This is a genomic window from Nocardia cyriacigeorgica (genome assembly GCF_010858045.1).
Classification (GTDB): Bacteria; Actinomycetota; Actinomycetes; order Mycobacteriales; family Mycobacteriaceae; genus Nocardia; species Nocardia cyriacigeorgica_E.
In genome coordinates this window covers 1-24,670 of record NZ_JAAGVC010000006.1, presented here as the reverse complement: position 1 = coordinate 24,670, position 24,670 = coordinate 1, and the positions used below count along the sequence as shown (strand labels likewise).

The following is a 24,670-nucleotide window of genomic DNA, read 5'->3' as shown; positions in this document are numbered from 1 at the left end:
ATTCCCGGCGGTCCGCCGGGAATCGACACGGTCACCTCGACCGCTCACCTACGGGCGTCGACCACCGCCGCCTCGATATCGAAATCCGTCAGGTCGACCCGATGCGTCATCCGCCAGTAATCGGCGACCCGCCACGGCATGTTGGTGACTACCCGGCCTGCGGCGTTGCGGTACCAGCTGCGCATGTTCCCGTAGCTCCAGATCATGCGGGCATGCGCCTCGTCGAGTTCCCGGTTGTACCGATCGTGCACGTCCTGTTTGCATTCGACGGTGGCCAGATCGCGTTCGATCATCGTGCACACCAGATCGGCGATATAGCGCACCTGGCATTCGGCGATCGTGATGAAGCTGCCGCCATGGCCGATATTGCTGTTGGGACCGTAGGTGAGGAACAGGTTCGGGAAACCCGGCACCGTGATGCCGAGGTAGGCCCGAGCGTCCTCCTCTCCCCAGATCTCGTGCAGCACCCGACCGTTGCGGCCACGCACGGTGACGGGATACAGCGGGCGGCGCGCTTCGAAACCGGTTGCCATGACCACGATGTCAGCGGGCCGCTCGGTGCCGTCTGCGGCCCGGACCCCGGTGGCCGTCAACTCGGCGACACCGTCGGTGACGAGCTCGACGTGCGGTTGACGCAGTGCGGCAAACCAACCGTTGTCCAGCAGCATCCGCTTGCCATAGGGCGGGTAGTCCGGCAGCGTCTTCGCGACCAGATCGGGCCTGCCGTCGAGTTGTTCGGTGAGGTAGCGAGTGAAGTACTGCCGATGCCGGTCATTGACCGGATTGATCGACCGTCCGCCACCGTCCCATGCTGGATCGACGTGCAGCGAGGGATGCACCCGGTCGTTGAAGGTCCAGGCCAGGCGGAAGCGGTTCCATCGCCGGTAATACGGCAGGTGCCGGTTGAGCCAGTGGACGTTGCTGTCGATGGGCCGGAAGTAATCGTCGCTGGGAGCGATCCAGTGCGGCGACCGTTGGTACACCGTCAGCGATTCGACCTTGTCGACGATCGCCGGGACGATCTGCATTGCGCTGGCGCCTGAGCCGACGACGCTGACCTTGCGCCCGGCCAGATCGAGGTTCTCCGGCCAGCGTGCGGAATGGAACAGTAGCCCGCCGAAGGTGTCGGCACCCGCGACCTCCGGCATCTTGGGACGATTCAGCTGGCCGGTCGCGGTGACCACGACATCGGCCCTGACCGTAACGCTCCCGCCGTCGGGTTCGGTGACGCGCAGATGCCACAGCCGTTCGCCCTCGTCCCACTCGGCCCCGGTCACTTCGTGTCCGAATCGGATCACCGAACGATCTACACACTCGGCTGCCATATCACGCAAATACGACTCGACCTCGTCGCGCTTGCCGAAGTGCTGCGACCAGTCGCGCGGGTAGAACGAGAATGAGTACAGCTGGCTCGGCGTATCGACTCCGCAGCCAGGGTAGTGGTTTTCCAACCAGGTGCCACCAACATCGTCGTTCTTCTCGAACACCACGTGCTCGACGCCGGCCAGATCCATCGCCCTGGCGGCGAGCAGTCCGGATACGCCGGCACCGATGATGGCCACTCGCATGGGGCGTTTCACCTCGGTCGGCCTGCGCGGCACGTGCGGGCGGAAGCCGAGTTCGTCGGCCATCATCGGTTCGAAGTCCGCGTGCACGGGCTCCCCGGCGACCAGCGACATCAGTTGCAGCAGTAGGTCTCCCGTCGGCGCGGGCACCGCGGGCGGCTGTCCCGCCGCCCACGCCCGCAGCGCAGTGGCCGCGGCCGCGCAGATCTCGGCGCGGATGTCGGGCGCGAGTCCGCCGTCGTCGTTGTTGTCGATCTGCGGCGCGCGGCGTGGCCGGTAGGGGTCGGCGAGCCAGCGGCCGTCGCCGGTCAGCTGGTAGAGCATCGCGACCAGGCTCGGGATATTGCCGGATGCGAGCTTCTGCTCGAGCCGGTCGAGGTCTTCGGCGCGCAGGGCGAGCGGGTTCGGTTCGGTCATCGGAGTGTCCTTCGTCGGTGGGTGGAATGCCGCGCGGTCGCCTCAGGCGGTGATCAGTGGCCAGAGTCCGTCGCGGCCCGCCGCGAGCGCGGCGGTGGTGAGCTTGTCGTCCCAGAAGCCGACCGAGCCGAACTCCGAGCGCCACGCGAGCGCGGCTCCGGTGAACTCGTGCAGCCGATGTTCGAGTGTGGTGCCCATCGCGCCGTGCACCTGATGGGCATTGCGCACCACCACCGAGGTGGCGTGACCGGCGCACGAACGCGCCACCGCGACAAGAAAATCCAGTTCTGGACCGCGCCAGTCGGTGCGGACGGCCGCCGCCAGGGCGGCCTCGGTCGCGGCCCTGGCCAGCGACGCCTGCGCGGCGATATCGGCGACCAGGGTTTGCACGGCCTGGAATCTCGCGAGCGGGCGACCGAACTGGACGCGTTCGCTCGCGTGCGTGACCGACAGTTCGAGGACGCGGTCCAGCGCCGCGCACACCTGCAACCCGCGGGCCAGCGCGCCGCGCAGCCACAGTTGCTCGATAGCGGTGTCCGGAACCGCGATACCGGTCAGCTGGGCCAGGTCCGCGGTCACGGTATCGCGCGGTTCGCCCGCGGTGTTGACGCCGCCGGTGATCCGTAAGTCGGCGGTGGCGACATCGGCCACCAGGTAACTCCCGCCGGCCCGCCACACGGTGACGACCCGGTCGGCTTCCCCGGCCCATGGCACACCGCGGGCGGTGCCGGTGCGGTCGAGCACGCACACGGTGCGGCGCCCGGCGTCGACGGGCAGCCCCGCGTCGTCGAGCAGCCGGCAGGCGAGCAGGTCGTGCTCGGCGAGGGGAACCCGCACGCCGTGCGTCGCCGCGGCGCGCAACAGTTCCGCGGCCTCGGTCCACCCCGCACCGCTGCCCCCGCTCGCCTCGCTGCCGGTCAGCCGGGTCAGGCCGAGGTCGGCGAGCGCAGACCACAGTTCGTCGTCCCAGGTGGCGACCTTTTCCGGCGGGTGCTGTTCGCGGTATCGGGCGAACACCGCCGACATCATGTCAGTGAGGTCGCGGTCTACCGCGGTCGTCGCGTTCATCAGCGCATCCCCAATCCCCGCGCGACGACACCGCGCAGAACTTCGTTGGTGCCGCCACGGAGGGTGAAACCGGGGCGTTGGCGGACCGCGTCGTCGATGAGCGCGCGATAGCGGGCGGGCGTATCGGCATCGGTCAGCAGATCGGCGAAATCGGCGATATCGCCCTCAGTGGTCGTCCCGAGTACCTTGACCACCGCGGCGGCGGTGTCGGCGGCGGGTTCTTCACGTTCGAGCGCCCCGGCGACGGCGCTCGACATCTGATGCAATGCCGCGACGCGCGCGGTCAGGCGGCCCAGGTCGGTGTGGCGGGGCACCGCACCCGCGGCCATGTGCTCCGCGGTTTCGGCCAGCAACGCGAACGTCGACAGGAAGCGCTCCGGCCCGCTGCGTTCGAAGCCGAGCTCGGAAGTGACCTGCCGCCAACCGTTGCCGATGGTGCCGAAGACCATGTCGTCGGCCACGAACACCCCGTCGAGCACCACCTCGTTGAAATGGTGCGCGCGGTTCATCGAGATGATCGGCCGGATGTCGACACCGGGCGCGCGCAGGTCGACGAGGAATTGGCTCAGTCCGTCGTGCCGGTGGGCGGGATCGACCGGCGCCGTCCGGGCCAGGCAGATGAACGCGTCGGCCCGGTGCGCCCCGGAGGTCCACACCTTCGCCCCCGTGATCGACCAACCACCGTCCACCCGAACAGCTTTCGTCGCGACACTGGCCAAATCCGAGCCGGAATCCGGCTCGCTCATGCCGATGGCGAAAAAGCACTCGCCCCTGGCGATCGCGGGCAGGAACTTGCGCTTCTGGGTTTCGGTCCCGTACTTCAGCAAGGAGGGAACGATCTGCCGGTCGGCGATCCAATGCGCGGCCACCGGAGCGCCCGCGGCGAGCAGCTCCTCGGTGACGGCGAATCGTTCGACGAAAGTGCGTCCGTGGCCGCCGTATTCGGTCGGCACGGTCATGCCGAGCCAGCCGCGGGCGGCCAGCGCGCGGGTGAAGTCCTCGTCCCAGCCGGTCAGCCAGGTGTCGATCGCGGCATCGAGGGTGCCCTTCGCGCGGTGTTCGGCGAGGAAGGTGCGGACCTCGGCGCGCAAGCCGCCGGTGGCGTGCGGATCCTCGGTGACCGCGGGTACCAGTCGGGGGATGGTCATGCGGTTGTTCCTTCCGTCGTCCCGTAGCTGCGTCCGCCGCAGCAGTAGACGAGCTGACCGGTCACGTAGCGCGCCTCGGGGGACGCGAGCCAGGCGACCGCGCCCGCGATGTCGTCGGGCCGTCCCGGCCTGCGCAGCGGAATGCGCGAGACGATGCGGCCGCGGACGCGTTCGGGCATCGCGTCGGTCATGTCGGTCGCGACGAAGCCGGGCGCGACCGCGTTGACCCGCAATCGCGGGGCGTAGGCGAGTGCCAGAGACCTGGTGAGGCCGACGATTCCGGCCTTGGACACGGCGTAGTTGAACTGCCCGACATTGCCGAGGTGCGCCCGTGAGCCGATGTTCACCACCGCGCCGTCGTCGGCCATGTCCGCGGCGAGCGCGCTGGTCAGTTGGTAGGTCGCGCCCAGGTTGATCCGGGCGACCTGCCGGAACATGTCCTCGGTCAGGTCGGCGACGAGCGCGTCGCGGGTGATCCCGGCGTTGTTGACCAGGACGCCGAGCGGTTCACCTGCGGCGTGGACGGCGTCACGGATGGCCGCGCGTCCCGGTGCGGTGGCGATGTCGGCCGCGACGGCCACCGCGTCCATGGCCGCGGCGCTGTCGTGCACCGCCGGATTCAGATCGACGAGGACGAGGCGATGTCCGGCGGCGGCGAGCCGGTGGGCGATGGCGGCGCCGATGCCGCGGGCGGCGCCGGTGACGAGTGCGATGGTCATGGCAGTGCCGCTCCCAGATGTTCGGTGCCGAGCGGGAAGATCTGACCGTTGGCGCCACGGGTGGCGACCAGTAGCGCGATCGACTCGGCGACAGTCCCCGGTGCGACGTCGTCGCCGACGGCGAGGACGCTCACATAGCAGTTGGTCTTCGTGCGCTCGTACGCCAGCGCGCGGGCACCGCCGAGCAGGCCGGTGGCCACCGCCGCGTCCAGGGGCGCGCCGCGACCCAGGATCGCCGCGGCCCGCACGACGTACACGACCGGGGCGCCGGCCATGACGGCGGCGCGGGTGAGTGCGAAGGCCTCGGCGAGTTCGTCCTCGGCCTCGGCCCAGGCGGACAATCCGGTGCGCGCCTCGAAGACCAGCCCGGTGGCCGGAACATCCTGGTCGCCAAGGTATTCCGGAAGTGCGGCGGCGAGATCGGTATCGCTCACCCTGGCCCTCATGCCGGCACCACCCGCTTCAGCAGGGAGACCATCTCGCCCTCCTGCACCAGCACGTCGTGCTGGTTGTAGACCTCGACGCGCTGCACCATCACGCCGCGGTCGGGCTTGGTGGTGGGTCGCAACTCGATGATCTCGTTGGCGGCGCGGATGGTATCGCCGATCAGGACGGGGCGGAGGAAACGCCAGCCGCGGATCTCGGCGAACGCCAGCAGCGAGTCACCGAAGATGTGCAGCCGCCCGCGCAGGCCGGTGACCATCGACAGGATCAACGCGCCGTGCGCGATCCGTGCGCCGAATTGGCTCTCGCGCATGGCTTCCGCGTCGGTGTGCAGCGTGTGGAAGTCGCCGGAGACACCGCAGAAGTTGACGACGTCGGCCTCGGTGACGGTGCGCCGCGCGGTGTCGAATCGCATGCCGAGCTCGGCGTCGTCGAACCACATTCCGGTCATGGAGAACCTTTCGAAGATGCCGAAGGAATGAGCGCGGGCGTTGCGCCGCGTCATACGACGCAACTTAATACCGTCTAGTCGGAACGTCAATATCGAAGAATGCAAGTTCGGAGGCTTGACAACAGCGACTCGGCGCTTCAAGGTACCAACTAGTCGGAACGTCCACGCCGCCGATTCGCCCATTCGCCGAACGGTGGTAGTGCGCCGACGGATATCGCACTCGAGTCCTGGAGCAGCAGATGGACACCTTGCCCGCCGATCAACCCTTAGCGACCGCGCCCATCGCCGACGAGGGGGCCCGCCAACGCCGCCGCGTGTACTTCGCCAGCGCCGTCGGCAGCGCGATCGAGTACTACGACTTCTTGATCTACGCCACCGCGGCCAGCCTGGTCTTCGGTCCCGTGTTCTTCGCGGGCGCCAGTCCGGCGGTCGGGGTGATCGCCTCCTTCGGCACGCTCGCGATCGGGTATGTGGCCCGGCCCTTGGGCGGCATCGTGTTCGGGTACTTCGGTGACCGCGTAGGCCGCAAGTCCAGCCTCATCTGGACGCTCACGCTGATGGGTGTCGCGACCGCGGCCATCGGGCTGGTGCCGACGCCGGACCGGATCGGCGTGCTGGCGCCGTGCCTGCTCGTCGCGTTCCGCCTCGTGCAGGGCGTCGCCGTTGGTGGGGAGTGGGCGGGGGCGGTCCTGATGTCGGTGGAACACGCGCGCACGGAGTTCCGTGGCCTGTTCGGCAGCGCCACCCAAACCGGGTCCGCGGTCGGGTTGTTGCTGTCCTTCGCGGCCTATGCCGCACTCGGCGGACTCAGTGAGGAGCAGTTCCTGTCCTGGGGCTGGCGGCTGCCGTTCCTCGCGACCATCGTGCTGCTCGGAATCGGTATGTACGTGCGGCTTTCGATCGTCGAGAGCCCGGTGATGCTGGCGCAGCAGCGGTCCGCGGCGGGCACGGGCGGGCCCGCTCCGCTGGTCGCCCTGCTTCGCCGGCGGCCGCTGCGGGTCCTGCTCGGGATCGGGGTGTACGCGGGACCGTTCATGGCTTACGCGACGGCGACCTCGTTCCTGGTCACCTACGCCACGACGCGGTACGGCGTGCCGCGGCACCTGATGCTCAACGCCCTCATGATCGCCACGGCGGGCATGCTGGTGACGATTCCGCTGTTCGCCGCCCTGTCGGACCGGGTGGGTCGCCGGCCGGTGTACATCACGGCCACCTTGCTCACCGTCGTGCACGCCTTCACCGTCGTCCCGTTGGTGACCTCGGGATCGTTCGTGCTCGTCCTGGCGGCCTACGTGATCGGTCTGACGCTGCTCAACGCCGCGGTGCTCGGCCCAGTGGGCGCCCTGCTGGCGGAGCTGTTCCCGACCTCGACGCGCTACACCGGAGTGTCACTGGCCTACCAGTTCTCCGGGGTGATCGGCGGCGGGCTCGGACCGCTGCTCGCGGCTACCTTCGTCGCACCGGGCGGCCCGGGGATCGTCGCGGTGTCGGCGATGATCGCTACGTTCTGCCTGGTGAGCGCCGGATGCGTGTGGGCACTGGGGGAGACGCGGCGGGCGGACCTGTACCGGGTCGGCGACTGATCGGTTTCCGCCCCGCCGGAACGCCCGGTTTGCTACTGTGCCGTACCGACCGGTGTGGTGCGAGCACCGGGACGACGCGGAATCGTGGCTGGACGGCGGGGTGCTGAGCCCTCGGGGTGCGGGAAAGGTCGTTGGGCCTACCAACCCGTTGGTATACAAGGTAGCGTCGGAACACCGTGGTCCGGCGTGAGAAGAGAGGCGTTGTGGCCAGAGAAGCGAAGTCCACCGGTGTCAGGCAGGGTACGCGCAAACGCAGGCCGTCGGAGCGCGATCAGCAGGCGTTGCTCGAGAGCGCGCGGCGACTGTTCGAGGAGAAGGGCTACGACGCCGCCGAGGTGCAGAGCCTCGTCGAGGCGGTCGCGAACACCACCGCCGCGAGCGCCGCCCGAACCGACGGGCGCCGGGTACGCGACCCCGAAGGCGCTCGCCGGGCGCTGCTCGAGAGCGCGGTGCGCTTGTTCGAACAGAACGGTTACGCCGCGACGTCGGTGCAGAGCATCGTCGAGGGCGCCGAACTGACCAAAGGCGCCTTCTATCACCATTTCGACAGCAAGGAAGACCTGCTGCGCCGGGTGCACGACGAGTTCATCAACTACCAGCTCGGTCGCGCCCGCAACGTCCTCGCCGACACCGGACAGTCCACCGCAGAGACCCTGCGGCGGTTGATCGCCGAAGCGCTGCTGGAACCGATGTCGCTGTACAAGTCGGAGATCACCGTCTTCCTGCAGGAGCGACGATTCCTCTCCGGTGCGGTGTTCAGCGAGATCCAGCACAAGCGCGACGAATTCGAGCAGTACTTCGTCGATGTGATCGAGCGCGGTATGAACGAGGGCGTCTTCCGCAAGCTCGCTCCCGCCCGGCTGGTGGCCTTCGGCATCATCGGCATGGGCGCATGGACCCACGTGTGGCTGGATCTGGACGGACCGGTATCCCCGCGGGAAATCGGCAACATCTACGCGGAGATCCTGCTGAAAGGGCTGCTCGAAACCGATGACGTCGATGCGCGATGACGCTCGCGCCGCGGCCGAAGTAGCCGATCCGAGATAGCGGAGGCTGGCGTGGTGGTGACTGTTCCGGGTGACGGCGGTGGGGCCACCGGTGAGCTGCCGGTGGATCTCACTCGTTTCATCGGCCGCCGTCGCGAGCTGGCGGCGGCGCGGCAGTCCTTCGAGCGCGCCCGCCTGGTGACACTGACCGGCCCCGGCGGCGTCGGCAAGACGCGGCTGGCGTTTCAGCTGGCCAGGGACGTGTCGAGGGCTTTCGACGAGGGTGTCCGGATCGTCGCGCTCGCCGACCTGCAGGACCCGGCGCTGCTCGGGCACACGGTCAACGCGGCGGTGGGCATCCGGGAGACTTCCGCGCGCTGGCAACTCGACACGCTCGTCGAATACCTCGGCGACCGGCAGATGCTGATCGTGCTCGACAACTGCGAGCATCTGGTCGAAGCTGCCGCCGAGCTGGCTGCCGCCCTGCTGCGCTCGTGTCCGCGCCTGCGCATCCTCGCCACCAGCAGGCAAGCGCTCAATATCGATGGTGAGGCGGTGGTCCCGGTCCCGCCCTTGTCGGTACCCGAAACCGAGAACGGATGGCATCGCAGCGCGGCGGCGGCGGAGAGCGAGGCCGTGAGCCTGTTCGTCGATCGCGCGGCGAGCGTGGTTCCCGGGTTCACGCTGAACGCGAGTACCCAGCCGCAGGTCGTCGAGCTGTGCCGGTTGCTGGACGGGATTCCGCTGGCGATCGAGCTGGCCGCGGTCCGGCTGCGGGTGCTGCCGCTGACCGAGCTGTCGGCGCGCATGGGTGACCGATACCGGCTGCTGACCCAGGGCAGCCGCACCGCCCCGGCTCGGCACCAGACCTTACGGGCCTGCATCGACTGGACTTTCGACCTCTGCTCACCCGCCGAGCGCCTGCTGTGGAGCCGGTTATCGGTGTTCACCGGCGGATTCGGGCTCGATGCCGCCGAGGCCGTCGGCGCCGGTGGCGAGATCGCCCGCGACGAAGTGCTCGACTTGGTCGCCGGACTGGTGGACAAATCGATCCTGACCCGCGTGATGGAAGCCAGGGAACCGCGCTACCAGATGCTGGAGACGATTCGACAGTACGGCGTCGACCGGCTCGACCCCGAGGCGCATGCCGAACTCGACGGCCGCCACCGCCGCTGGTTCGTCGCGCTCGCCGAGAGCGCGGACGCGGATTGGTCCGGGCCGCGCCAGATGGAGTGGCTCGAACGCCTGCGCTGGGAGCACGCGAACCTGCGGGCGGCGCTGAACTCCAGCCTCACCGCCGACCCGGCGGCGGGCATGCGGCTGGCGTACTCGATCGAGAACTATTGGCTGGCACGGGGTTTCCTGGCCGAGGCCAGGCAGTGGCTGGACCGGCTGGCGGCCGCAGGACTGGAGCCGACGATCGAGCGCGGGCGCGTCCTACGGCTCAATGCCTGGCTGGCCATCCTGCAGGGCGATCACGATGTGGTCCCGCGGCTGCTCGAGGAGGCCGCCGGCATCGCGTCGGCGACCGGTGATCCGCTGCTGTCGGCGTTCATCGACCAGACCTGGGGGCTGCTCGCGCTGTTCCGCGGCGATCTGGCGGTGGCGGTGGAGCGGCTCGAGGAAGCGGTCGCGCGGTTCGCTGGGCTCGGGCACCGCACCGCAGAGGTCCATTCGATGTTCGAGGTCGGGCTCGCGCTCAGCCTGGCCGGTGAGGGTGAACGCGCGGCGGCCTGGCACCGCCGTTGTTACGAGACCACTACGCTCATCGGCGAGTCGTGGTGGCGTTCGTTCTCGTTATGGGCGTTCGGTATCGAGAAGCTGCGGCAGGGCGATGTGGTGACGGCGGCGCAGCTCGAGCGTGAAACCCTGGAACTCAAACGGCGATTGGACGATCAGCTCGGGATCGCGGTGTGTCTGGAGGCGATGTCGTGGATCGTGGCCTTCGAGGGCGATGCCGAACGGGCCGCCCGCCTGCTCGGCGCGGCGGACGCGATGTTGCGCAAGGTGGGGATGGCGCTCGACAGCATTCCCCGGTTGTGGGCCTTCCATCTCCAAGGCGAGGACACGATGCGGCGCCGGGCCAGCGAGCGTCGTTTCCGCAGCGCGTATTCGGCGGGTGCGAGCCTGTCCACCGACGCCGCTGTCGCCCTCGCGCTCGACGGCGCGGCGGTGCAGGCTGTGGCCGCGCCTTCGCGACGACGTGAGGAGACAGGCTCGGCGCAGGAGACGCTGACGAGGCGGGAGCGGGAGATCAGCATGTTGGTCGCCCGCGGTCTGACCAATCGAGAGATCGCCTCCGCGCTGGTGATCTCGGTGCGCACCGTGGAAAAGCACGTCGACCACATCATGTCCAAGCTCGGGCTCGGCAATCGCACGCAGATCGCCGCCTGGGTGGCCGACACCCGCGACGAGAGTTGACGCGACGCGTACAGCGTTGGCCCGGGGCCGCGGTCGGGTCAAGATGCCCGCACCAGGGCTTCGTCGTACAGCCGCCAGCCCTCGACCTCGAAGCCGACGACGAATCCGGCGCGGCGCAGGTGATCGGCGACATCGTCGAGCAGCCGCGCCTTGTCGGCCCGATCCTGCGCTGTTCTGATGAGCGCACCCGTGGCCACGCCGACCCGGACCGCGTCCGCGATCAACCCCGCGAGCAGACGCGCCGAAGCGGGAAACGCGATCTCGATCGGCCGCGCCGGCTCGGGCTCCGGGTCGATCGTGGCGCGCCGGGTGGTGTCGATGCGCAGTAGCGGCATCGGGGCCAGGCCGTCCTCGTCGTCGCACCGGTTCGCCAGCACCGCGGCGTCGCGCAGGTTGTCGGCGTCGAGCGGACAGGGATACACCCCGGCCGGGATGTCGCCGGTGCGACGGAAGGCGGGTTCGGCGCCTTCGTCGACGGATAGCAGGGTGACGGCGGGCACTGTGTTCATGGCGATCGCTCCTGGTACAGGCGGGTCTGCGCTGGTACCAGAAGATCTTCGGCGCGCACGGATGCGGTGCCATCCGTAATCGTACGTATCTCGGTACGAATCCGGTGATCGCCGCCCGGTGCCGGGGATACGCTTCGCGAAAGAGCAAGACCCACCGCCGATACCGGCTGGTCGGAATTCTGGACCTGCCGAACGATAAGCGCTGATCGCCCCTTGACAAGGGGTCTGGAGCGCCGCAAGGTACCAACTAGTTGGAACGTAGTGCCGCACGTTGCGGCCGATTCCGAGACTTGGAGGAAATCGTGAGAGTCGACCCCGCTGCCCGACAGGAGTCGCCCTGATGCCCGAGCGTGCGTTCACCGACTGGCATACCCACGTCTATCTACCCGAGCACCTGGGCCCGGTATGGACCGATCGCGGGACCGAGCTCGTCGGCCGACCCGGTTTCGGCGCCGCCGATCTCGGCGAACATACCAAGGTGATGGCCGCGTCCGGGGTCGAGCGATTCCTGGTCCTCGGCTTGCAGGTAGCCAGAATCGGCATGAAAGTCCCCAACGACTATGTCGGTGAATACCTCGATGCCCACCGCGATCACGCGATAGGCGTGGGTAGTGTCGATCCCACCCAGCCCGGGGCCGCGGCCGAATTGCGCCGTGCCGTCACCGAATACGGGCTGCACGGGGTCAAGCTGTCGCCGCCGTATCAAGGTTTCCATCCGCACTGCGACGAAGCCTACGAGGTGTACCGCGCGGCCGCTGATCTCGGCATCTTCCTGATGTTCCACCAGGCCAGCGTGTTCGCGCCCGACGGCTGCAACGAGTACGCGTACCCGACGCTGCTGGACAAGGTCGCCCGCGACTTCCGCGACACCAACATCCTGGTCGCCCACTTCGGCAAGCCGTGGATGAACGAGACCGTCGAGCTGATGATGAAGAACCGCAATGTCTTCGCCGATGTCTCGACCCTGCCGGTGAAGACCTGGCAGTTGTACAACGGGTTGCGCCTGGCCGTCGAAGGCCACGTCACCGACCGGCTCGTCTTCGGCTCGGACTTCCCGTCGTTCGATCCGCGCGAGGCCGCCGACCAGTTCCTGGCCATCGCGGACCTCGAGATGCCGCTGCCCATCGCGCGCGAGGTCGTCGAGGACATCCTCTACAACCGGCCGTTCGACCTGATCCTGCGCAAGTAGCGCCACCCGCTCTCACGAAGGAGACCATCATGATCGAGTATCTGAACCCACCCGAAATCGGCGACTACACCGCCGCGGGCCTCTCGTCCGGCACCGCCACCGAGACGTTCGTCTACGCCGCGGGGCTGGCGATGGACCCGGCGACGATGAAACGCCGCGCGGACGCGACGACGATCGCGGACGAGACCCGCATCTGCCTGGACAATATCGCCACCATTCTCGCCGATGCGGGTCTCGGTCTCGGCGACATCGTCAAGACCACCTGCTATCTGCGCGACGACGCGCACCGCGGCGAATTCATCGAAGCCTACAAAGACGTGTTCGGCGCGGGCCCCTACCCCGCGCGCTCGACCTTCGTCCTCGGCATCGCCTCGGATCTGCGGGTGCAGATCGAAGCGGTCGCCGTGCGCGCGGAAGCGCGGTGAGCGCGATGACCTCGACGCCCGAATTCCAGAAGATCCGGCTCGAATATCGCGACGACGGCGTGCGGGTGCTCGAACTGGACGACCCGGGCAAGCGCAATGCCATCGGCCCCGCGATGCGGGAGGAATTGCTGGTTGCCGCAACATTATTGGCGAACGACAAGGACGCGCGGGCCCTCGTGGTGACCGGAACCGGAACGTCGTTCTGCGCCGGTGCGGACTTGATCGCGCTGTTCGACGTCGACGATGCGACTCCGGCCCAGATTCGCGAGCGACAGCTGTCCTACTACGACAGCTTTCTCTGGCTGCGCGACCTGCCGTATCCGACGGTCGCCGCGGTGCAGGGCCACGCCATCGGGGCGGGCCTGAACTTCGCCCTCGCCTGCGACGTCGTCATCGCCGGGCCCGCAGCGAAATTCGGCGCGACTTTCGCCCGGATCGGACTGCATCCCGGCGGCGGCTGCACGTGGTTCCTGACCGAACGCCTCGGGGCGGGACGGGCACTGCACACGCTGCTGCTCGGCACCACCCTCGGCGGCGAAGAGGCCTTCGCCCGTGGCCTCGCCGACGTGTTCGCGCCGGACGCGCGGGCCGAAGCGCTGGCGTTCGCGGCGTCGGTCGCCGCGTTGGAGCCCGCGCTGGCCCGCGACATCAAACGTGCGGTCGCGACCGCGGCGACCGGTTCGTTCGAGGTCACGCTCGGCTTCGAATCGTGGGCGCAAGCGGCGAGTTCGTATCACCCGGGGGTGCGGGAAGGGATCCGGGCGGCGGGTCGCAGCACGCGCGCCGCGAGTAAGGAGACGAAATGATCGACCAGGAGCAGTTCAAGAAGATCATGGCGTGCGCGCCGGGCCCGGCGACGATCGTCACCGCGACCGGTGCGGACGGCCGCCCGCAGGGGCTCACCGTGTCGGCGGTGTGCTCGGTGTCGCTGGATCCACCGCTGCTCCTGGCGTGCCTGGATCTCGGCTCCAACACCCTGGGCGCGGTGCGGTCGAGTAAAGCGTTCACCGTCAACTACATCGCCGCCGGCCGCGAACATGTCGCGCTGGACTTCGCGGTGAAGTCCGATTCGAAGTTCGACAGCCACGCCTGGTCGGCGCCCGCCGCCTCGATCGGTGGCCCGATCCTCGACGAGCATTGCGCGGCGTACGCGGTGTGCCGGGTCGAGCGGTTCGTCGAGGCGGGCGATCACGTGATCGTCGTCGGCGCGGTCGTCGAGGGCCAGGCCGGTGACAACCATGCCCTGGCGTACGCGCGCCGGGCCTTTTTCACGGCGGTGGGCGCGTGAGGGCCCCGGTCGTCGGTGTCGTCGTCGGAAACCCGCGCCCGGGATCGCGCACCATGACGGTCGCGATGGAGGTCGCCGAACAGCTCGCGGCGTCGATCGGCGGAAAGGTCGGCCCCGTCGTCGAATTGGCGAGCCATGGCCCGGCCGTGCTCGACCCCGGCGACGCGGACGTGCGCACCGATATGGCGACACTGAGCGAGGTGGACGTGCTCGTCGTCGCCTCACCGACGTACAAGGCCACCTACACCGGCCTGCTGAAAGCGTTCTTCGACCGCTACGGTCCGCACGCGCTGGACGGTGTCGTCGCCGTCCCGGTGATGGTCGGCGGGGCGCTCCACCATGCGATGGCGGTGGAGGTCCATCTGCGTCCACTGCTGGTCGAGCTGGGGGCGGTCGTCCCGACGCGCGGACTCTACGTCCTGGAGGCCGACATCGATCGGCTGCCGGACGTCGTGGCCGGCTGGCTGACTGGCGCGGTGGTCGCGCTGCAGGCAGTGCACATCGACGCCTGAGAACGAAAACAACTGAGCGGCAGCACTTCACGAGACGGTCTGCCGCGGCCCCGTCCTGCGTGCGATGCGCGGCGGAGCCGCTGTCGGTCCGTCGGGAACGGCCGGACTCGCCACATGGCGAGTCCGGCCGTTTTCGTGTTGTGCGGCCGTAATAGATACGTACGTCCAGGAATACGTAAGGAATACGTAATTGCGCGGTCGTGCGGGGGAGCGCCCCCGTGGAGTCTGGTGTGACGGTTGCCACTCGGCGAATGAGACGCATCGGCGGCCTTCCGTCCTTCCCGCCCGCCCCGCCACACGCGGTCGAATGCCGCGTCCGATGGGGCACCGCCCGGATCACCTCGGAGTAACCATGGAATTGGATCTTCTGTACGCACTCACCAACCGCTCGGGCGAACAGTCCTGGCACGACGTGATGCTCGAAACCCGCAGGCACACCCAGCTGGCCGATCGTCTCGGATTCGATCGGATCTGGCTGGGGGAGCACCACTTCGATGTCGATGGCACCGACGCCAGCCCCAACCCGATCATGCTCGCCACCGACTTGGCCGCGCGCACGGAGCGACTGCGTTTCGGGATGGCCGCTGTATCACTCACGCTGTGGCATCCACTGCGCGTCGCCGAAGACCTGGCCCTGCTGGACCACTTCAGCGACGGCCGCCTCGACGTGGCGTTCGGCAGGGGCATCCTGCCCATCGAGGTCATGAACCTCAATCCGGATGCCAATCGCTGGAACGGTGCCGACACCAGCCAGGAGATCTTCGATGAGCACCTGGCCATCGTCCGCAAGATCTGGACCGAGGACGCCTTCCGCTGGGAAGGCAAGCGCTACACCTTCCCTGAGCCGGGTACCAAGTTCATCCACTCGCCCGGTGCGCCGATGCCCGAGGGCTGGGTAGACGAGGACGACAACCTGCTCGCCTTCGGTATGACTCCGAGGCCGTTGCAGCAGCCGATGCCGCCGCTGTTCGCGGTGACCGAGTCGATGAGCGGATTCGTCGGCGCCGCCCGCAAGGGCCTGCGGCCGATCACCTGGTACCCGACCGGGAAGGTGCTCACCAACTTGTTCGAGAACTACCGGGACGAGGTGGCCGCGACAACCGGCGTGACACCGGCTCTTGGCGAAGGGTGCGGCGTGCTTCGGCTGTGCTGCATTGCCGAGACCGACGCTGAGGCCCGCCGGGTGGCCGAGCCCGCGATCGTCGAGTTCTTCGAATTCCTCTGCCGCGTCCGCGGAATCGGTGTGTGGCTCGACGCCGACGAGGATCCGGCCGACCCGCGCTTCCGTGCGATGGACCCCTGGGACCTGCTGATGGAGCGCGACCACCTGATGATCGGCTCCCCGCAGAGCGTTACCGAGCGCATGACCCGCCTGACCGAGACCCACGGCGTTCAGCACTGGCTGCTGCAGATGGGGGCGCCGGGCATTGCCGCCCCGGACGTCGATCGCTCCCTCGAATTGTTCGCCGCCGAGGTGATGCCGCAGCTGCGCAAGCTCGACGCATCGCTGCGGGTGGCCGGCTGAACCCCGCCGAGAGAAGAGAGAAACATCGTGACCGAGTACCTGAATCCCGGAGATCTGCTCTACCCCAGCTATGGCATGAACCCCGGCGTTGCGACCAAGGATTACGTCTTCGCGGGCGGGATGGCACTGGACCTGGAGACCCTACGTCGCAAGCCCGGGGCCGACTCCATCGCCGACGAGACCAAGATCGCGCTCGCCGAGATCGAGAGCGTGCTCGCCGCCGCCGGCTGCAGTCTGCGCGATGTCGTGAAGACGACGTGCTACCTCAGTGACGACTCCTACCGCAAGGAGTTCTGGGAGGCCTACACCGAGGTATTCGCGCCCGGGCCGTATCCCGCTCGTACCACCTTCGTTGTCGGCATCGCGGGCGACTGCCGGGTGGAGATCGACGCCATCGCCGTCCGCCCCCGCTGATCACCCACCAAACAGAGACAGGAGACCTCCATGGAATTCGGCATCTTCATCCCGAGTGCGCGCAATGGCTACATCATGTCCGAGACCTCGCCGCAATACTCGCCCACCTATGACCACATGCGCGAGATCGTGCAGACCGGCGAGCAGAACGGCTTCTCGTTCGCGCTGTCCCTGTCGTGTCTGCGCGGACACGGCGGCACAACAGGCTTTTGGGATGATGCGCTCGAGTCGATGACCCAGATGGCGGCGCTGGCCAGAGACACGACCTCGATGAAACTCATCGGTTCGGTCAACATCCTCGCCATCCATCCCGCCATCGCGGCCAGGATGGCGATGACCATCGACTCCATCAGCGACGGGCGCTTCTCACTGAACATCGTGCCCGGAGGTTGGCATCCTCGTGAGCTCGAGGTGCTGAAGGTGTGGCCGGGCTACGAGTACAACAACTACCGCTGGCAGTACGCGGGGGAGTACTGCCAGGTGGTGCGCGAGCTGTGGGAGAACGGCGTCACCAACTTCCAGGGTGAGTACTTCCAGTACGAGGACCTGCGGATGGGCCCCAAGCCACCGCACCACATGAACATCGTGTGCGCCGGCGCCTCCGATGACGCGATCAAGTTCACCACCAAGTACGCCGATTACTCCTTCCGTCTCGCATGGGGCGGGCAGGAGGCGCTCCGGGAGGTCGTCGACCGGTTCGGCGCGCAGATGGCGGAAGCGGGCCGCACGATCAAGCCGTACGTGGCGCTGGGCGTCGTCCTCGGTGACACCGACGAGGAGGCCGAGGCCAAGCTGCAGAACTACGTCGACCACGCCGACCTGGCCGCGATCGAGTACATGGTCAGCGGCGCGGTAACCGACACCGCGCAGGGCGGCACCTCCGAGATCCTGGCCAGCATGGACCGCAAGGGCGCGGTGCAGATGTCGACCGACTTCATCACCGGATCGCCGGCGAGCATCGCCCGCCAGCTCGACGAATGGGCCGAGATCGACGGCGTCGCCGGCTACATGCTGATCTTCCCCGACTACGTCGAGGACATCAAACGCATGGGCAGCGAAGTGTTCCCGCTGATGAAGAACTTCACCGCGACCACCACACCCGTCTCGGTCTGACCCGCGCCACCCGGCCGCCGCGCGCACGCGGCGGCCGGAGGCCATCGACAAAGGATTTCCAGCTATGACCACGACCCTGCACTCGGATGACCTGCGCATGCGGGTCGCCGAGGCACAGAAGATGTTGATCGGCGGTGAGTGGGTACAGGCCGTGTCGGGCCGCACGCTCGCGGTCGAGGATCCGGCGACCGGCGAGGTCGTCGCCCAGGTTCCCGCAGGGGACCGCGAGGACGTCGACCGCGCGGTCGCGGCCGCGCGCGCGGCACTGCGCGGACCGTGGCACCTGATCACCCCGCAGGAACGGGGCACGCTGCTCTGGAGGCTCGCCGACCTCGTCGAGGCCAATGCCCAGCAACTAGCCGAACTCGAAGCACTGGACGCGGGCATGCCGATCGCGGAAGCACGTTATGTCGACGTCGCGCTCTCGATCGAGATCCTGCGGTACTACGCGGGCTGGCCGACGAAGATCACCGGCGACACCATCCCGGTGTCGTTCCCGACGAACTTCGGTGGCCCGTACCACGCCTACACGGTGCGCGAACCGCTCGGCGTGGTCGCCGCGATCGTGCCATGGAACCTGCCGTTGCTGATGACGGTCAAGAAGCTCGCGCCCGCCTTGGCGACCGGCAACACCATCGTGGTGAAACCCGCCGAGCAGACGCCGCTTTCGATCGCATTGCTGGCGCGCTTGGTGCTCGACGCCGGAATCCCCGAGGGCGTCTTCAACTATGTCACCGGCTACGGCGAGACCGTCGGCGCCGCACTGGTGCGCCATCCCGGGGTGCACAAGGTGACCTTCACCGGCTCCGTGGACACCGGCAAGCTGATCGCGCGGACGGCGACCGACACGCTCAAGCGCGTCTCACTGGAACTCGGCGGCAAGTCACCCAATGTCGTCTTCGACGATGCCGACCTCGCCAAGGCCATCCCGTCCTCTGCGCTGGCGATCTTCGCCTGTCAGGGCGAGAGCTGCGTGGCAGGCTCCCGGTTGTACGCGCAGCGCGGCGTGTACGACGAGGTCGTCGCCGGTCTGGCCGAGCGCGCCCGCGCCATCACCCTGGGGCCGGGTCTGGATCCGGCCAGCGAGATGGGGCCGTTGATCTCCGCCGAGCATCGCGAGAAGGTGCTCGGCTACCTCGAACTCGGCCGATCCGAGGGCGTCGAAGTGGTGGCCGGCGGAAAGGCCCACGGCGACAAAGGGTTCTTCGTCGAGCCCACCGTGCTGACCGGTGTCGGTTCGCAATCGCGCGTGCTGCGCGAGGAGATCTTCGGCCCGGTGCTTTCGGTGGTGCCGTTCGACACCGAGGAGGAGGTACTCGGCTTGGCCAACGACACCGACTTCGGGCTCGGCGCCGGCGTGTGGACCCGCGATGTGAGCCGGGCGCATCGGTTCGCCGGTGCGCTCGAGAGCGGCCAGGTCTGGGTCAACTGCTACCAGGCCGTCGACGCCGCGCTCCCGTTCGGCGGTTACAAACAGTCCGGCTGGGGCCGCGAGACCTGCAAGGAGAATCTCGACGAGTACCTCGAAGTGAAGACCGTCGTGGTGAACCTGTGAGGCCACAGAGGATCTGGCGATGAACACCTACGACTACATCGTCGTCGGCGGCGGCAGCGCGGGATGCGTCGTCGCCGCCCGGCTCACCGAGAACCCCGACGTCTCGGTGCTGCTGCTCGAAGCGGGCGGCACCGAACAGCGGGCCGACGTCGAGACCGCGGCCGCGTGGCCGAGCCTGATCGGCAGCGATGCCGACTGGGGTTATACGACAACGACCCAAACGGTGACCGGGCGCAGCATCCCCGCCACCCGCGGCAAGGTTCTCGGCGGGTCGGGATCGATCAACGTGATGGCGCACTTGCGCGGTCACCGGCTCGACTTCGACGAGTGGGTGCGGGCAGGCGCCGAAGGCTGGAGCTACGACGAGGTCCTGCCGTATTTCCAGCGCAGCGAACATGTTCCGGACGGCGATCCGCGCCACCGCGGCCGCGGCGGACCGCTGCGGCCGCAACCGATTCGCGCACCGCACGCCTTGACGGTCGCGCACCTCGAGGCGGCCCGGCGCGCCGGGCACCAGGTCGTCGACGATCTCAACACCGGCGAACTGCTCGGCGCCGCCTGCCACGACCTGCTGCTGGTGGACGGGCGTCGGCAGAGTACCGCCACCGCCTACCTGCGACCGGCGATCGACCGGCCCAACCTCACGGTGCGCACCGGCGCCGTAGCGCGTGGGCTCACGCTGCGTGGCACGCGGTGCACGGGCGTGCGGTACCTGTGGGATGGGCATGCGGTGGAGGCGAGCGCATCGGGCGAGGTGATCCTCTGCGCCGGCGCGGTGGATTCACCGCGATTGCTCATGCTGTCGGGAATCGGTCCGGCACAGGAGCTTTCGCGACTCGGCATCGATACCGTCGTCGATCTGCCCGAGGTCGGCGATAACCTGCAAGATCACGTCATGCTCGCCGGGATCCGGGTGCGGGCCGCGCGCCCGCTTCCGGCGCCGAGCGGGAACTACGCCGAGTCCACACTGTTCCTCACGACCGACCAGGCACAGACCCGACCGGAACTGCAAATCGTGCAGATCCAGGTCGACTACCACCTGCCCTGGCAGCAGCCCGCCGACAACAGCTTCACCTTCGGCATCGGGCACATGCGCCCGCGCAGCCGGGGCACGGTGCGGCTGGCCGCCGCGGACCCCGACGTGCCCGCCGTCATCGATCCGCGCTATCTGAGCGATCCCGGCGACATCGAGCAGCTCGTGGCGGGCCTCGAGACGGTCGACCGCCTGGTGCGGACCGGCGCGTTCGACGAGTGGGGCGGAGTCTCGGAAGCGGAAGCGCTGCTGCGGCTGGACCGCCCACACCTGGAGCGCGCGATCCACGACGCGGTGAGCAGCTTCTTCCACCTGTCCGGCACCTGCCGGATGGGGTCGGACCCGGCCGCGGTCGTCGATCCGCGCCTGCGGGTCAACGGCGTCGAAAACCTGCGCATCGCCGACGCTTCGGTGATGCCGAGCATCGTCTCGTGCAACACCAACGCCACCACCGTGATGATCGCCGAAAAAGCGGCCGACCTGCTGCGCGAAGACCAGAGATTTCCCGAGAAGGAGACACAGAAGTGACGTTCACAGCACTGGATTCGATCGCCGCCAACCTGATCGACGGGCACTGGGGACCGGGGTCGGGGACCGCGGCCATCGAGGTCTACGACCCCGCCACCGGTAGCCGCATCGCCACGCTGGCGCCCGCGTCCATCGCCGACGCCGACGCCGCGGTGGCGGCCGCCGAGCGGGCCTTCCCCGAATGGAGCGCGCGTTCGCTGTCGGACCGGGTCGGCTTCCTCTACCGGATGCGCGCCCTGCTGGCGGACAACACCGAGGCGCTGGCCCGGGTGATCACCAGCGATCAGGGCAAGACCCTGGACGAGGCCCGCGGGGAGGTCGCCCGCGCCATGGATTTCCTCGAAACCGCCATCGCCGCACCGATGCTGTACCACGGCGAGAACATCAACGTCACCACCGGACTCGACGCCCGCCGGGTGCGTGAGCCGCTCGGCGTATGCCTGGCGGTGACGCCGTCGAACTTCCCGGTGATGAACACCGTGCAGTTCTCGGCGTGGGCACTGGTCACCGGAAACACGTTGATCGTCAAGGCCTCCGAGCAGGACCCGATCGCCTCGAGCGCGGCGATCCGGTTGCTGCAGCAAGCCGGGCTGCCCGCGGGCGTGCTCAACCTGGTGCACGGCCGCGCCGATGTCGTCCAGCATCTGATCGCCCACCCGTCGGTGCGGGCGGTCTCGTGCATCACGTCCTCGCCGACCGCCAAGGCCATCTACGCCCAGGCGGCCGCGGCGGGCAAGCGCGTGCAGGCCAACGGTGGCGCGAAGAACCCGATCGTCGTCGCCGTCGACGCCGACCTCGACCGGGCCGCGGCCGGCATTCTCTCCTCCTCGTACGGGATGGCGGGCCAGCGCTGTCTGGCCGGCAGCCGGGTCGTGGTGATCGGCGAGGTCTACGACGCGCTGATGGCGAAACTGGTGGCAGGCGCCGAGCAGATCGTCGTCGGCGCGGGCGCCGACGAGGGCGTCACCATGGGCCCGGTGGTGAGCGCGGCGAGCAAGGAACGCATCCTCGCGGCCCTGGCCGAAGCCGAAAAGCTCGGCGCGACCATCGTTCTCGATGGGCGCGGGGTGAAGCCTACCGGCGGCGCCGAGACCGAGGCGGGCTACTTCGTCGGCCCGACGATCGTGGCCGGACTCGACCCGCGCGAATCGGTGGAACGGCGCGAACTGTTCGGCCCGGTGATCAACGTGCACCGCGTCGACTCCCTCGATGCCGCGATCGCGCTGTCCAACGATACCGAGTTCGGCAACGCCGCGTCGATCTTCACCGCATCCGGCGCGGTGGCGGCCGAGTTCGAACGCCGGGTCCGGGCGGGCAATGTCGGCGTCAACGCGTTTCCCGCCCCGCCTGCCAACGTGACGATGGGCGGTTACGGCGAATCCTTCTACGGCGACTCGCACGTGTGCGGCGCCGCACCGCTGGACTTCTTCACCGACCAGAAGCTGGTGGTGTCGCGGTGGTGAACCCCGCCTTCGTGATCGACGCGGTGCGCTCACCCATGGGGCGCGCTCGCGCGAACGGTGCGCTGGCCGACGTGCATCCCGTCGAGCTGCTCGCGCAGGTGGTCTCGGCGCTGATCGCCCGCACTCGCGTCGATCCCGGCGAGGTCGAGGATCTGCTCGTCGGCTGCGTGACGCAGTCCGCGGAACAGTCCGGCAACATCGGCCGGATGGCCTGGCTCGCCGCGGGTCTGCCCGAGCACGTGCCCGCCGTGACAATCGAACGCAAATGCGGCTCCGGGCAGCAGGCACTGCAATTCGCCGCTCAGGGCGTGATGGCAGGGTCCTACGACATCGTCATCGCGGCCGGTGTCGAATCCATGAGCCGCGTCCCGATCGGGTCGAACCGCCAGGGCGCCGATATCTACGGTCCGTCGGTCACCGAGCGGTACGCGCCTGGCCTCGTGTCGCAGGGCGTGGCGGCCGAACTCGTCGCGCAGCGGTGGGGGATCGGGCGGGCCCGGCTCGACGAATTCGCCGCGCGCTCGCACGAACTGGCGCACGCCGCCGATGCGGCGGGTGCGTTCCGGCGGGAGATCGTGCCGGTCACGGTGCCCGGCACCGGGGCGGTCGTGGACCGTGACGAGACCATCCGGCCCGGGACCACCGCCGACAAGATCAGCGGTCTGGCACCGGCGTTCCGCACCGACGAACTCGCCGAGCGGTTCCCCGAACTCGACTGGCGGGTGACCGCGGCGAGCTCGTCGCAGTTGACCGACGGCGCGAGCGCGGTGCTGATCGCGAGCGAGCGCGCCGCCGGGCGGATGGGGTGGCAGCCCCGAGCGCGGTTCCACGGGTTCCACGCCTGCGGCGACGACCCGCTGCTGATGCTGACCGCGCCGATCGCGGCGACCAGGACGCTGCTCGCCCGCACGGGGCTCGGTCTCGACGACATCGATCATGTCGAAGTGAACGAGGCGTTCGCGTCGGTTCCACTGGCCTGGGCGGACGAACTACATGCCGATCTCGACCGGCTGAACCCGCGCGGTGGCGCCATCGCGCTGGGTCATCCGCTCGGCGCGACCGGCTGCCGTCTGCTCACCACGATGCTGCACGCCATGGAGGACAACGGCGGACGATACGGCCTGCAAACCGTCTGTGAGGCCGGCGGCATGGCCAACGCGCTGGTCCTGCGACGGGAGTAGCGCGCCCATCCGCAGCCTGGCGCTTTCCGCCACCGGTCCTGGTCATTGGGTGGGAAGGATCGTTCCCAGCCAGCGATCGGCCCTGCCCCGGTCGGCGACACGCTCATACCTTTGCCTGTAGCCCCACAGAACAGGAGAGGAACTCATGGCAATCGACATCAGCACGGTAGCGGTCAAGGGTTGGGCGTGGGATATCGCCACCGACATCTATTTCCCGCCGGGTTTCGACGAGTCGAAGGTGTATCCCACCATCGTCTCCGCGCACCCGACCGGCAGTTGTAAGGCTCAGACCTCGGGCAACATCTACGGCAAGGCGCTGGCCGAGGCGGGTTTCGTGGTGGCGGCCTTCGACGCGAGCTTCCAGGGTGACAGCGGCGGTGATCCGCGGTCGGTCGAGGATCCCGGTTTCCGGACCAGCGACTTCAGCTTCGTGATCGACCACCTCGTGACCTTGCCCTACGTCGACGCGGACAACATCGGCGTGCTCGCGATCTGCGGTGGTGCGGGTTACGCGGTGGCAGCCACCAAGATCGATCGCCGGATCAAGGCGCTCGGCACCGTCGTCGGAAGCAACGTCGGCCGCCTGATGCGTGAAGGCTTCTCCGAGTACAACCCGATGGGCATGCTCGAGGCCATCGCCGCGCAGCGCACCGCGGAGGCCCGCGGCCAGGCTCAGGTGATCAACGATCTGCTGCCTCCGTCGGTGGACGCGGCAAAGCAGGCCGGTATCACCGATATCGACGTGGTGGAGGCCACCGAGTACTACAAGACCGATCGTGGCCAGGCCCCCGGCGGCAAGACCAGCTTCAACTTCGGTCGTCAGGCGGCCCTGGCCGACTGGGATGCCTACGACCGGGTCGAAGTTTTCCTGACCCAGCCGCTGTGCGTCGTGATCGGCGACAAGCCGGGCGCCTTCGCCTCGCAGCGGCTGAGCATGGAACTGTACGGGCGTGCCGCGTCGAAGGACAAGCAACTCGTCGTGGTCGAGGGTGCTTCGCATTACGACCTGTACGACCAGCCCGGCCCCACCGGTGTCGCACTGGAGAACCTGGTGCCGTTCTTCCGTAAGCACCTGAGCTGAGTCCGTCGACTCCGCACGTGAGGCGAGGGCCACCGGTATTCCGGTGGCCCTG

23 protein-coding genes are annotated in these 24,670 nt (G+C 68.4%); 16 read left to right on the top strand and 7 right to left on the bottom strand.

From position 1 onward, the window contains the following. Window positions 1-44: 44 nt before the first annotated feature. From GV790_RS07940 to GV790_RS07915, 6 genes are read right to left on the bottom strand one after another with little or no spacing between them, the layout of a single operon-like run. A complete protein-coding gene (locus GV790_RS07940) occupies window positions 45-1,982 on the bottom strand; it encodes a flavin-containing monooxygenase (protein WP_163812090.1) in 1,938 nt (645 codons plus the stop codon). 42 nt (window positions 1,983-2,024) lie between these two features. Further along, on the bottom strand, window positions 2,025-3,050 hold the full coding sequence (locus GV790_RS07935) for an acyl-CoA dehydrogenase family protein (RefSeq protein WP_163812088.1): 1,026 nt from the start codon (window positions 3,048-3,050) through the stop codon (window positions 2,025-2,027). Continuing rightward, window positions 3,050-4,198, bottom strand: coding sequence for an acyl-CoA dehydrogenase family protein (locus GV790_RS07930; protein ID WP_163812085.1), 1,149 nt, complete (start codon window positions 4,196-4,198; stop codon window positions 3,050-3,052). The genes GV790_RS07935 and GV790_RS07930 overlap by 1 nt, the downstream gene beginning before the upstream one ends. Beyond that, the gene (locus tag GV790_RS07925; RefSeq protein WP_163812083.1) at window positions 4,195-4,917 is read right to left on the bottom strand and encodes an SDR family oxidoreductase; all 723 of its coding nucleotides are present in this window, start codon (window positions 4,915-4,917) and stop codon (window positions 4,195-4,197) included. The genes GV790_RS07930 and GV790_RS07925 overlap by 4 nt, the downstream gene beginning before the upstream one ends. Beyond that, a complete protein-coding gene (locus GV790_RS07920) occupies window positions 4,914-5,351 on the bottom strand; it encodes a hypothetical protein (protein WP_256673116.1) in 438 nt (145 codons plus the stop codon). Before GV790_RS07920 ends, GV790_RS07925 begins: the two co-directional genes overlap by 4 nt. A gap of 8 nt (window positions 5,352-5,359) precedes the next feature. Continuing rightward, window positions 5,360-5,866, bottom strand: a complete 507-nt coding sequence (locus GV790_RS07915) for a MaoC/PaaZ C-terminal domain-containing protein (RefSeq protein WP_256673115.1) — start codon at window positions 5,864-5,866, stop codon at window positions 5,360-5,362. 185 nt (window positions 5,867-6,051) lie between these two features. Between GV790_RS07915 and GV790_RS07910 the strand changes: the two genes are divergently transcribed. The 3 genes from GV790_RS07910 to GV790_RS07900 all read left to right on the top strand — a co-directional run bounded on the left by GV790_RS07910 (window position 6,052) and on the right by GV790_RS07900 (window position 10,802). After that, window positions 6,052-7,395: an MFS transporter gene (locus GV790_RS07910; RefSeq protein WP_163812081.1), complete on the top strand. Its 1,344-nt coding sequence runs from the start codon at window positions 6,052-6,054 to the stop codon at window positions 7,393-7,395. 203 nt (window positions 7,396-7,598) lie between these two features. Beyond that, window positions 7,599-8,405 (top strand): TetR/AcrR family transcriptional regulator, encoded by an 807-nt coding sequence (locus GV790_RS07905; RefSeq protein ID WP_280213490.1) that lies wholly within the window; start codon window positions 7,599-7,601, stop codon window positions 8,403-8,405. 48 nt (window positions 8,406-8,453) lie between these two features. Then, the gene (locus tag GV790_RS07900; RefSeq protein WP_218586382.1) at window positions 8,454-10,802 is read left to right on the top strand and encodes a LuxR C-terminal-related transcriptional regulator; all 2,349 of its coding nucleotides are present in this window, start codon (window positions 8,454-8,456) and stop codon (window positions 10,800-10,802) included. Window positions 10,803-10,840: 38 nt separating this feature from the next. On the opposite strand, the gene GV790_RS07895 is transcribed toward GV790_RS07900, so the two are convergent. After that, window positions 10,841-11,311, bottom strand: coding sequence for a hypothetical protein (locus tag GV790_RS07895; RefSeq protein ID WP_163812077.1), 471 nt, complete (start codon window positions 11,309-11,311; stop codon window positions 10,841-10,843). Window positions 11,312-11,651: 340 nt separating this feature from the next. Between GV790_RS07895 and GV790_RS07890 the strand changes: the two genes are divergently transcribed. The 13 genes from GV790_RS07890 (at window position 11,652) to GV790_RS07830 (ending at window position 24,618) form a co-directional block, all read left to right on the top strand. After that, window positions 11,652-12,500 (top strand): amidohydrolase family protein, encoded by an 849-nt coding sequence (locus tag GV790_RS07890; protein WP_163812075.1) that lies wholly within the window; start codon window positions 11,652-11,654, stop codon window positions 12,498-12,500. Window positions 12,501-12,529: 29 nt separating this feature from the next. Beyond that, complete coding sequence (locus tag GV790_RS07885; RefSeq protein ID WP_163812072.1) at window positions 12,530-12,925, top strand: RidA family protein; 396 nt, start codon at window positions 12,530-12,532, stop codon at window positions 12,923-12,925. A 5-nt stretch (window positions 12,926-12,930) separates the two neighbouring features. Next, entirely contained in the window at window positions 12,931-13,731 is an 801-nt protein-coding gene (locus tag GV790_RS07880; RefSeq protein ID WP_163812070.1) for an enoyl-CoA hydratase-related protein, read from the top strand. Then, window positions 13,728-14,213: a flavin reductase family protein gene (locus tag GV790_RS07875; protein WP_163812068.1), complete on the top strand. Its 486-nt coding sequence runs from the start codon at window positions 13,728-13,730 to the stop codon at window positions 14,211-14,213. Before GV790_RS07880 ends, GV790_RS07875 begins: the two co-directional genes overlap by 4 nt. Beyond that, a complete protein-coding gene (locus GV790_RS07870; RefSeq protein ID WP_280213491.1) occupies window positions 14,210-14,725 on the top strand; it encodes an NADPH-dependent FMN reductase in 516 nt (171 codons plus the stop codon). Before GV790_RS07875 ends, GV790_RS07870 begins: the two co-directional genes overlap by 4 nt. Window positions 14,726-15,077: 352 nt before the next feature. After that, window positions 15,078-16,250, top strand: a complete 1,173-nt coding sequence (locus GV790_RS07865) for an LLM class flavin-dependent oxidoreductase (protein WP_163812064.1) — start codon at window positions 15,078-15,080, stop codon at window positions 16,248-16,250. Between the two features lie 27 nt (window positions 16,251-16,277). Continuing rightward, window positions 16,278-16,664, top strand: a complete 387-nt coding sequence (locus GV790_RS07860; protein WP_163812061.1) for a RidA family protein — start codon at window positions 16,278-16,280, stop codon at window positions 16,662-16,664. Window positions 16,665-16,694: 30 nt separating this feature from the next. Further along, window positions 16,695-17,777: an LLM class flavin-dependent oxidoreductase gene (locus GV790_RS07855; RefSeq protein ID WP_163812059.1), complete on the top strand. Its 1,083-nt coding sequence runs from the start codon at window positions 16,695-16,697 to the stop codon at window positions 17,775-17,777. Window positions 17,778-17,841: 64 nt separating this feature from the next. Then, entirely contained in the window at window positions 17,842-19,332 is a 1,491-nt protein-coding gene (locus GV790_RS07850; RefSeq protein WP_163812057.1) for an aldehyde dehydrogenase family protein, read from the top strand. Window positions 19,333-19,351: 19 nt separating this feature from the next. Further along, window positions 19,352-20,893 (top strand): GMC family oxidoreductase, encoded by a 1,542-nt coding sequence (locus tag GV790_RS07845; RefSeq protein WP_163812055.1) that lies wholly within the window; start codon window positions 19,352-19,354, stop codon window positions 20,891-20,893. Then, a complete protein-coding gene (locus tag GV790_RS07840) occupies window positions 20,890-22,356 on the top strand; it encodes an aldehyde dehydrogenase family protein (protein WP_280212334.1) in 1,467 nt (488 codons plus the stop codon). Before GV790_RS07845 ends, GV790_RS07840 begins: the two co-directional genes overlap by 4 nt. After that, window positions 22,353-23,537 carry a thiolase family protein gene (locus GV790_RS07835; RefSeq protein WP_163812455.1) on the top strand — a complete coding sequence of 395 codons (1,185 nt, stop codon included), beginning with the start codon at window positions 22,353-22,355 and terminating at the stop codon, window positions 23,535-23,537. The genes GV790_RS07840 and GV790_RS07835 overlap by 4 nt, the downstream gene beginning before the upstream one ends. A gap of 145 nt (window positions 23,538-23,682) precedes the next feature. Beyond that, window positions 23,683-24,618 carry an alpha/beta hydrolase gene (locus tag GV790_RS07830; protein WP_163812053.1) on the top strand — a complete coding sequence of 312 codons (936 nt, stop codon included), beginning with the start codon at window positions 23,683-23,685 and terminating at the stop codon, window positions 24,616-24,618. Window positions 24,619-24,670: the final 52 nt, after the last annotated feature.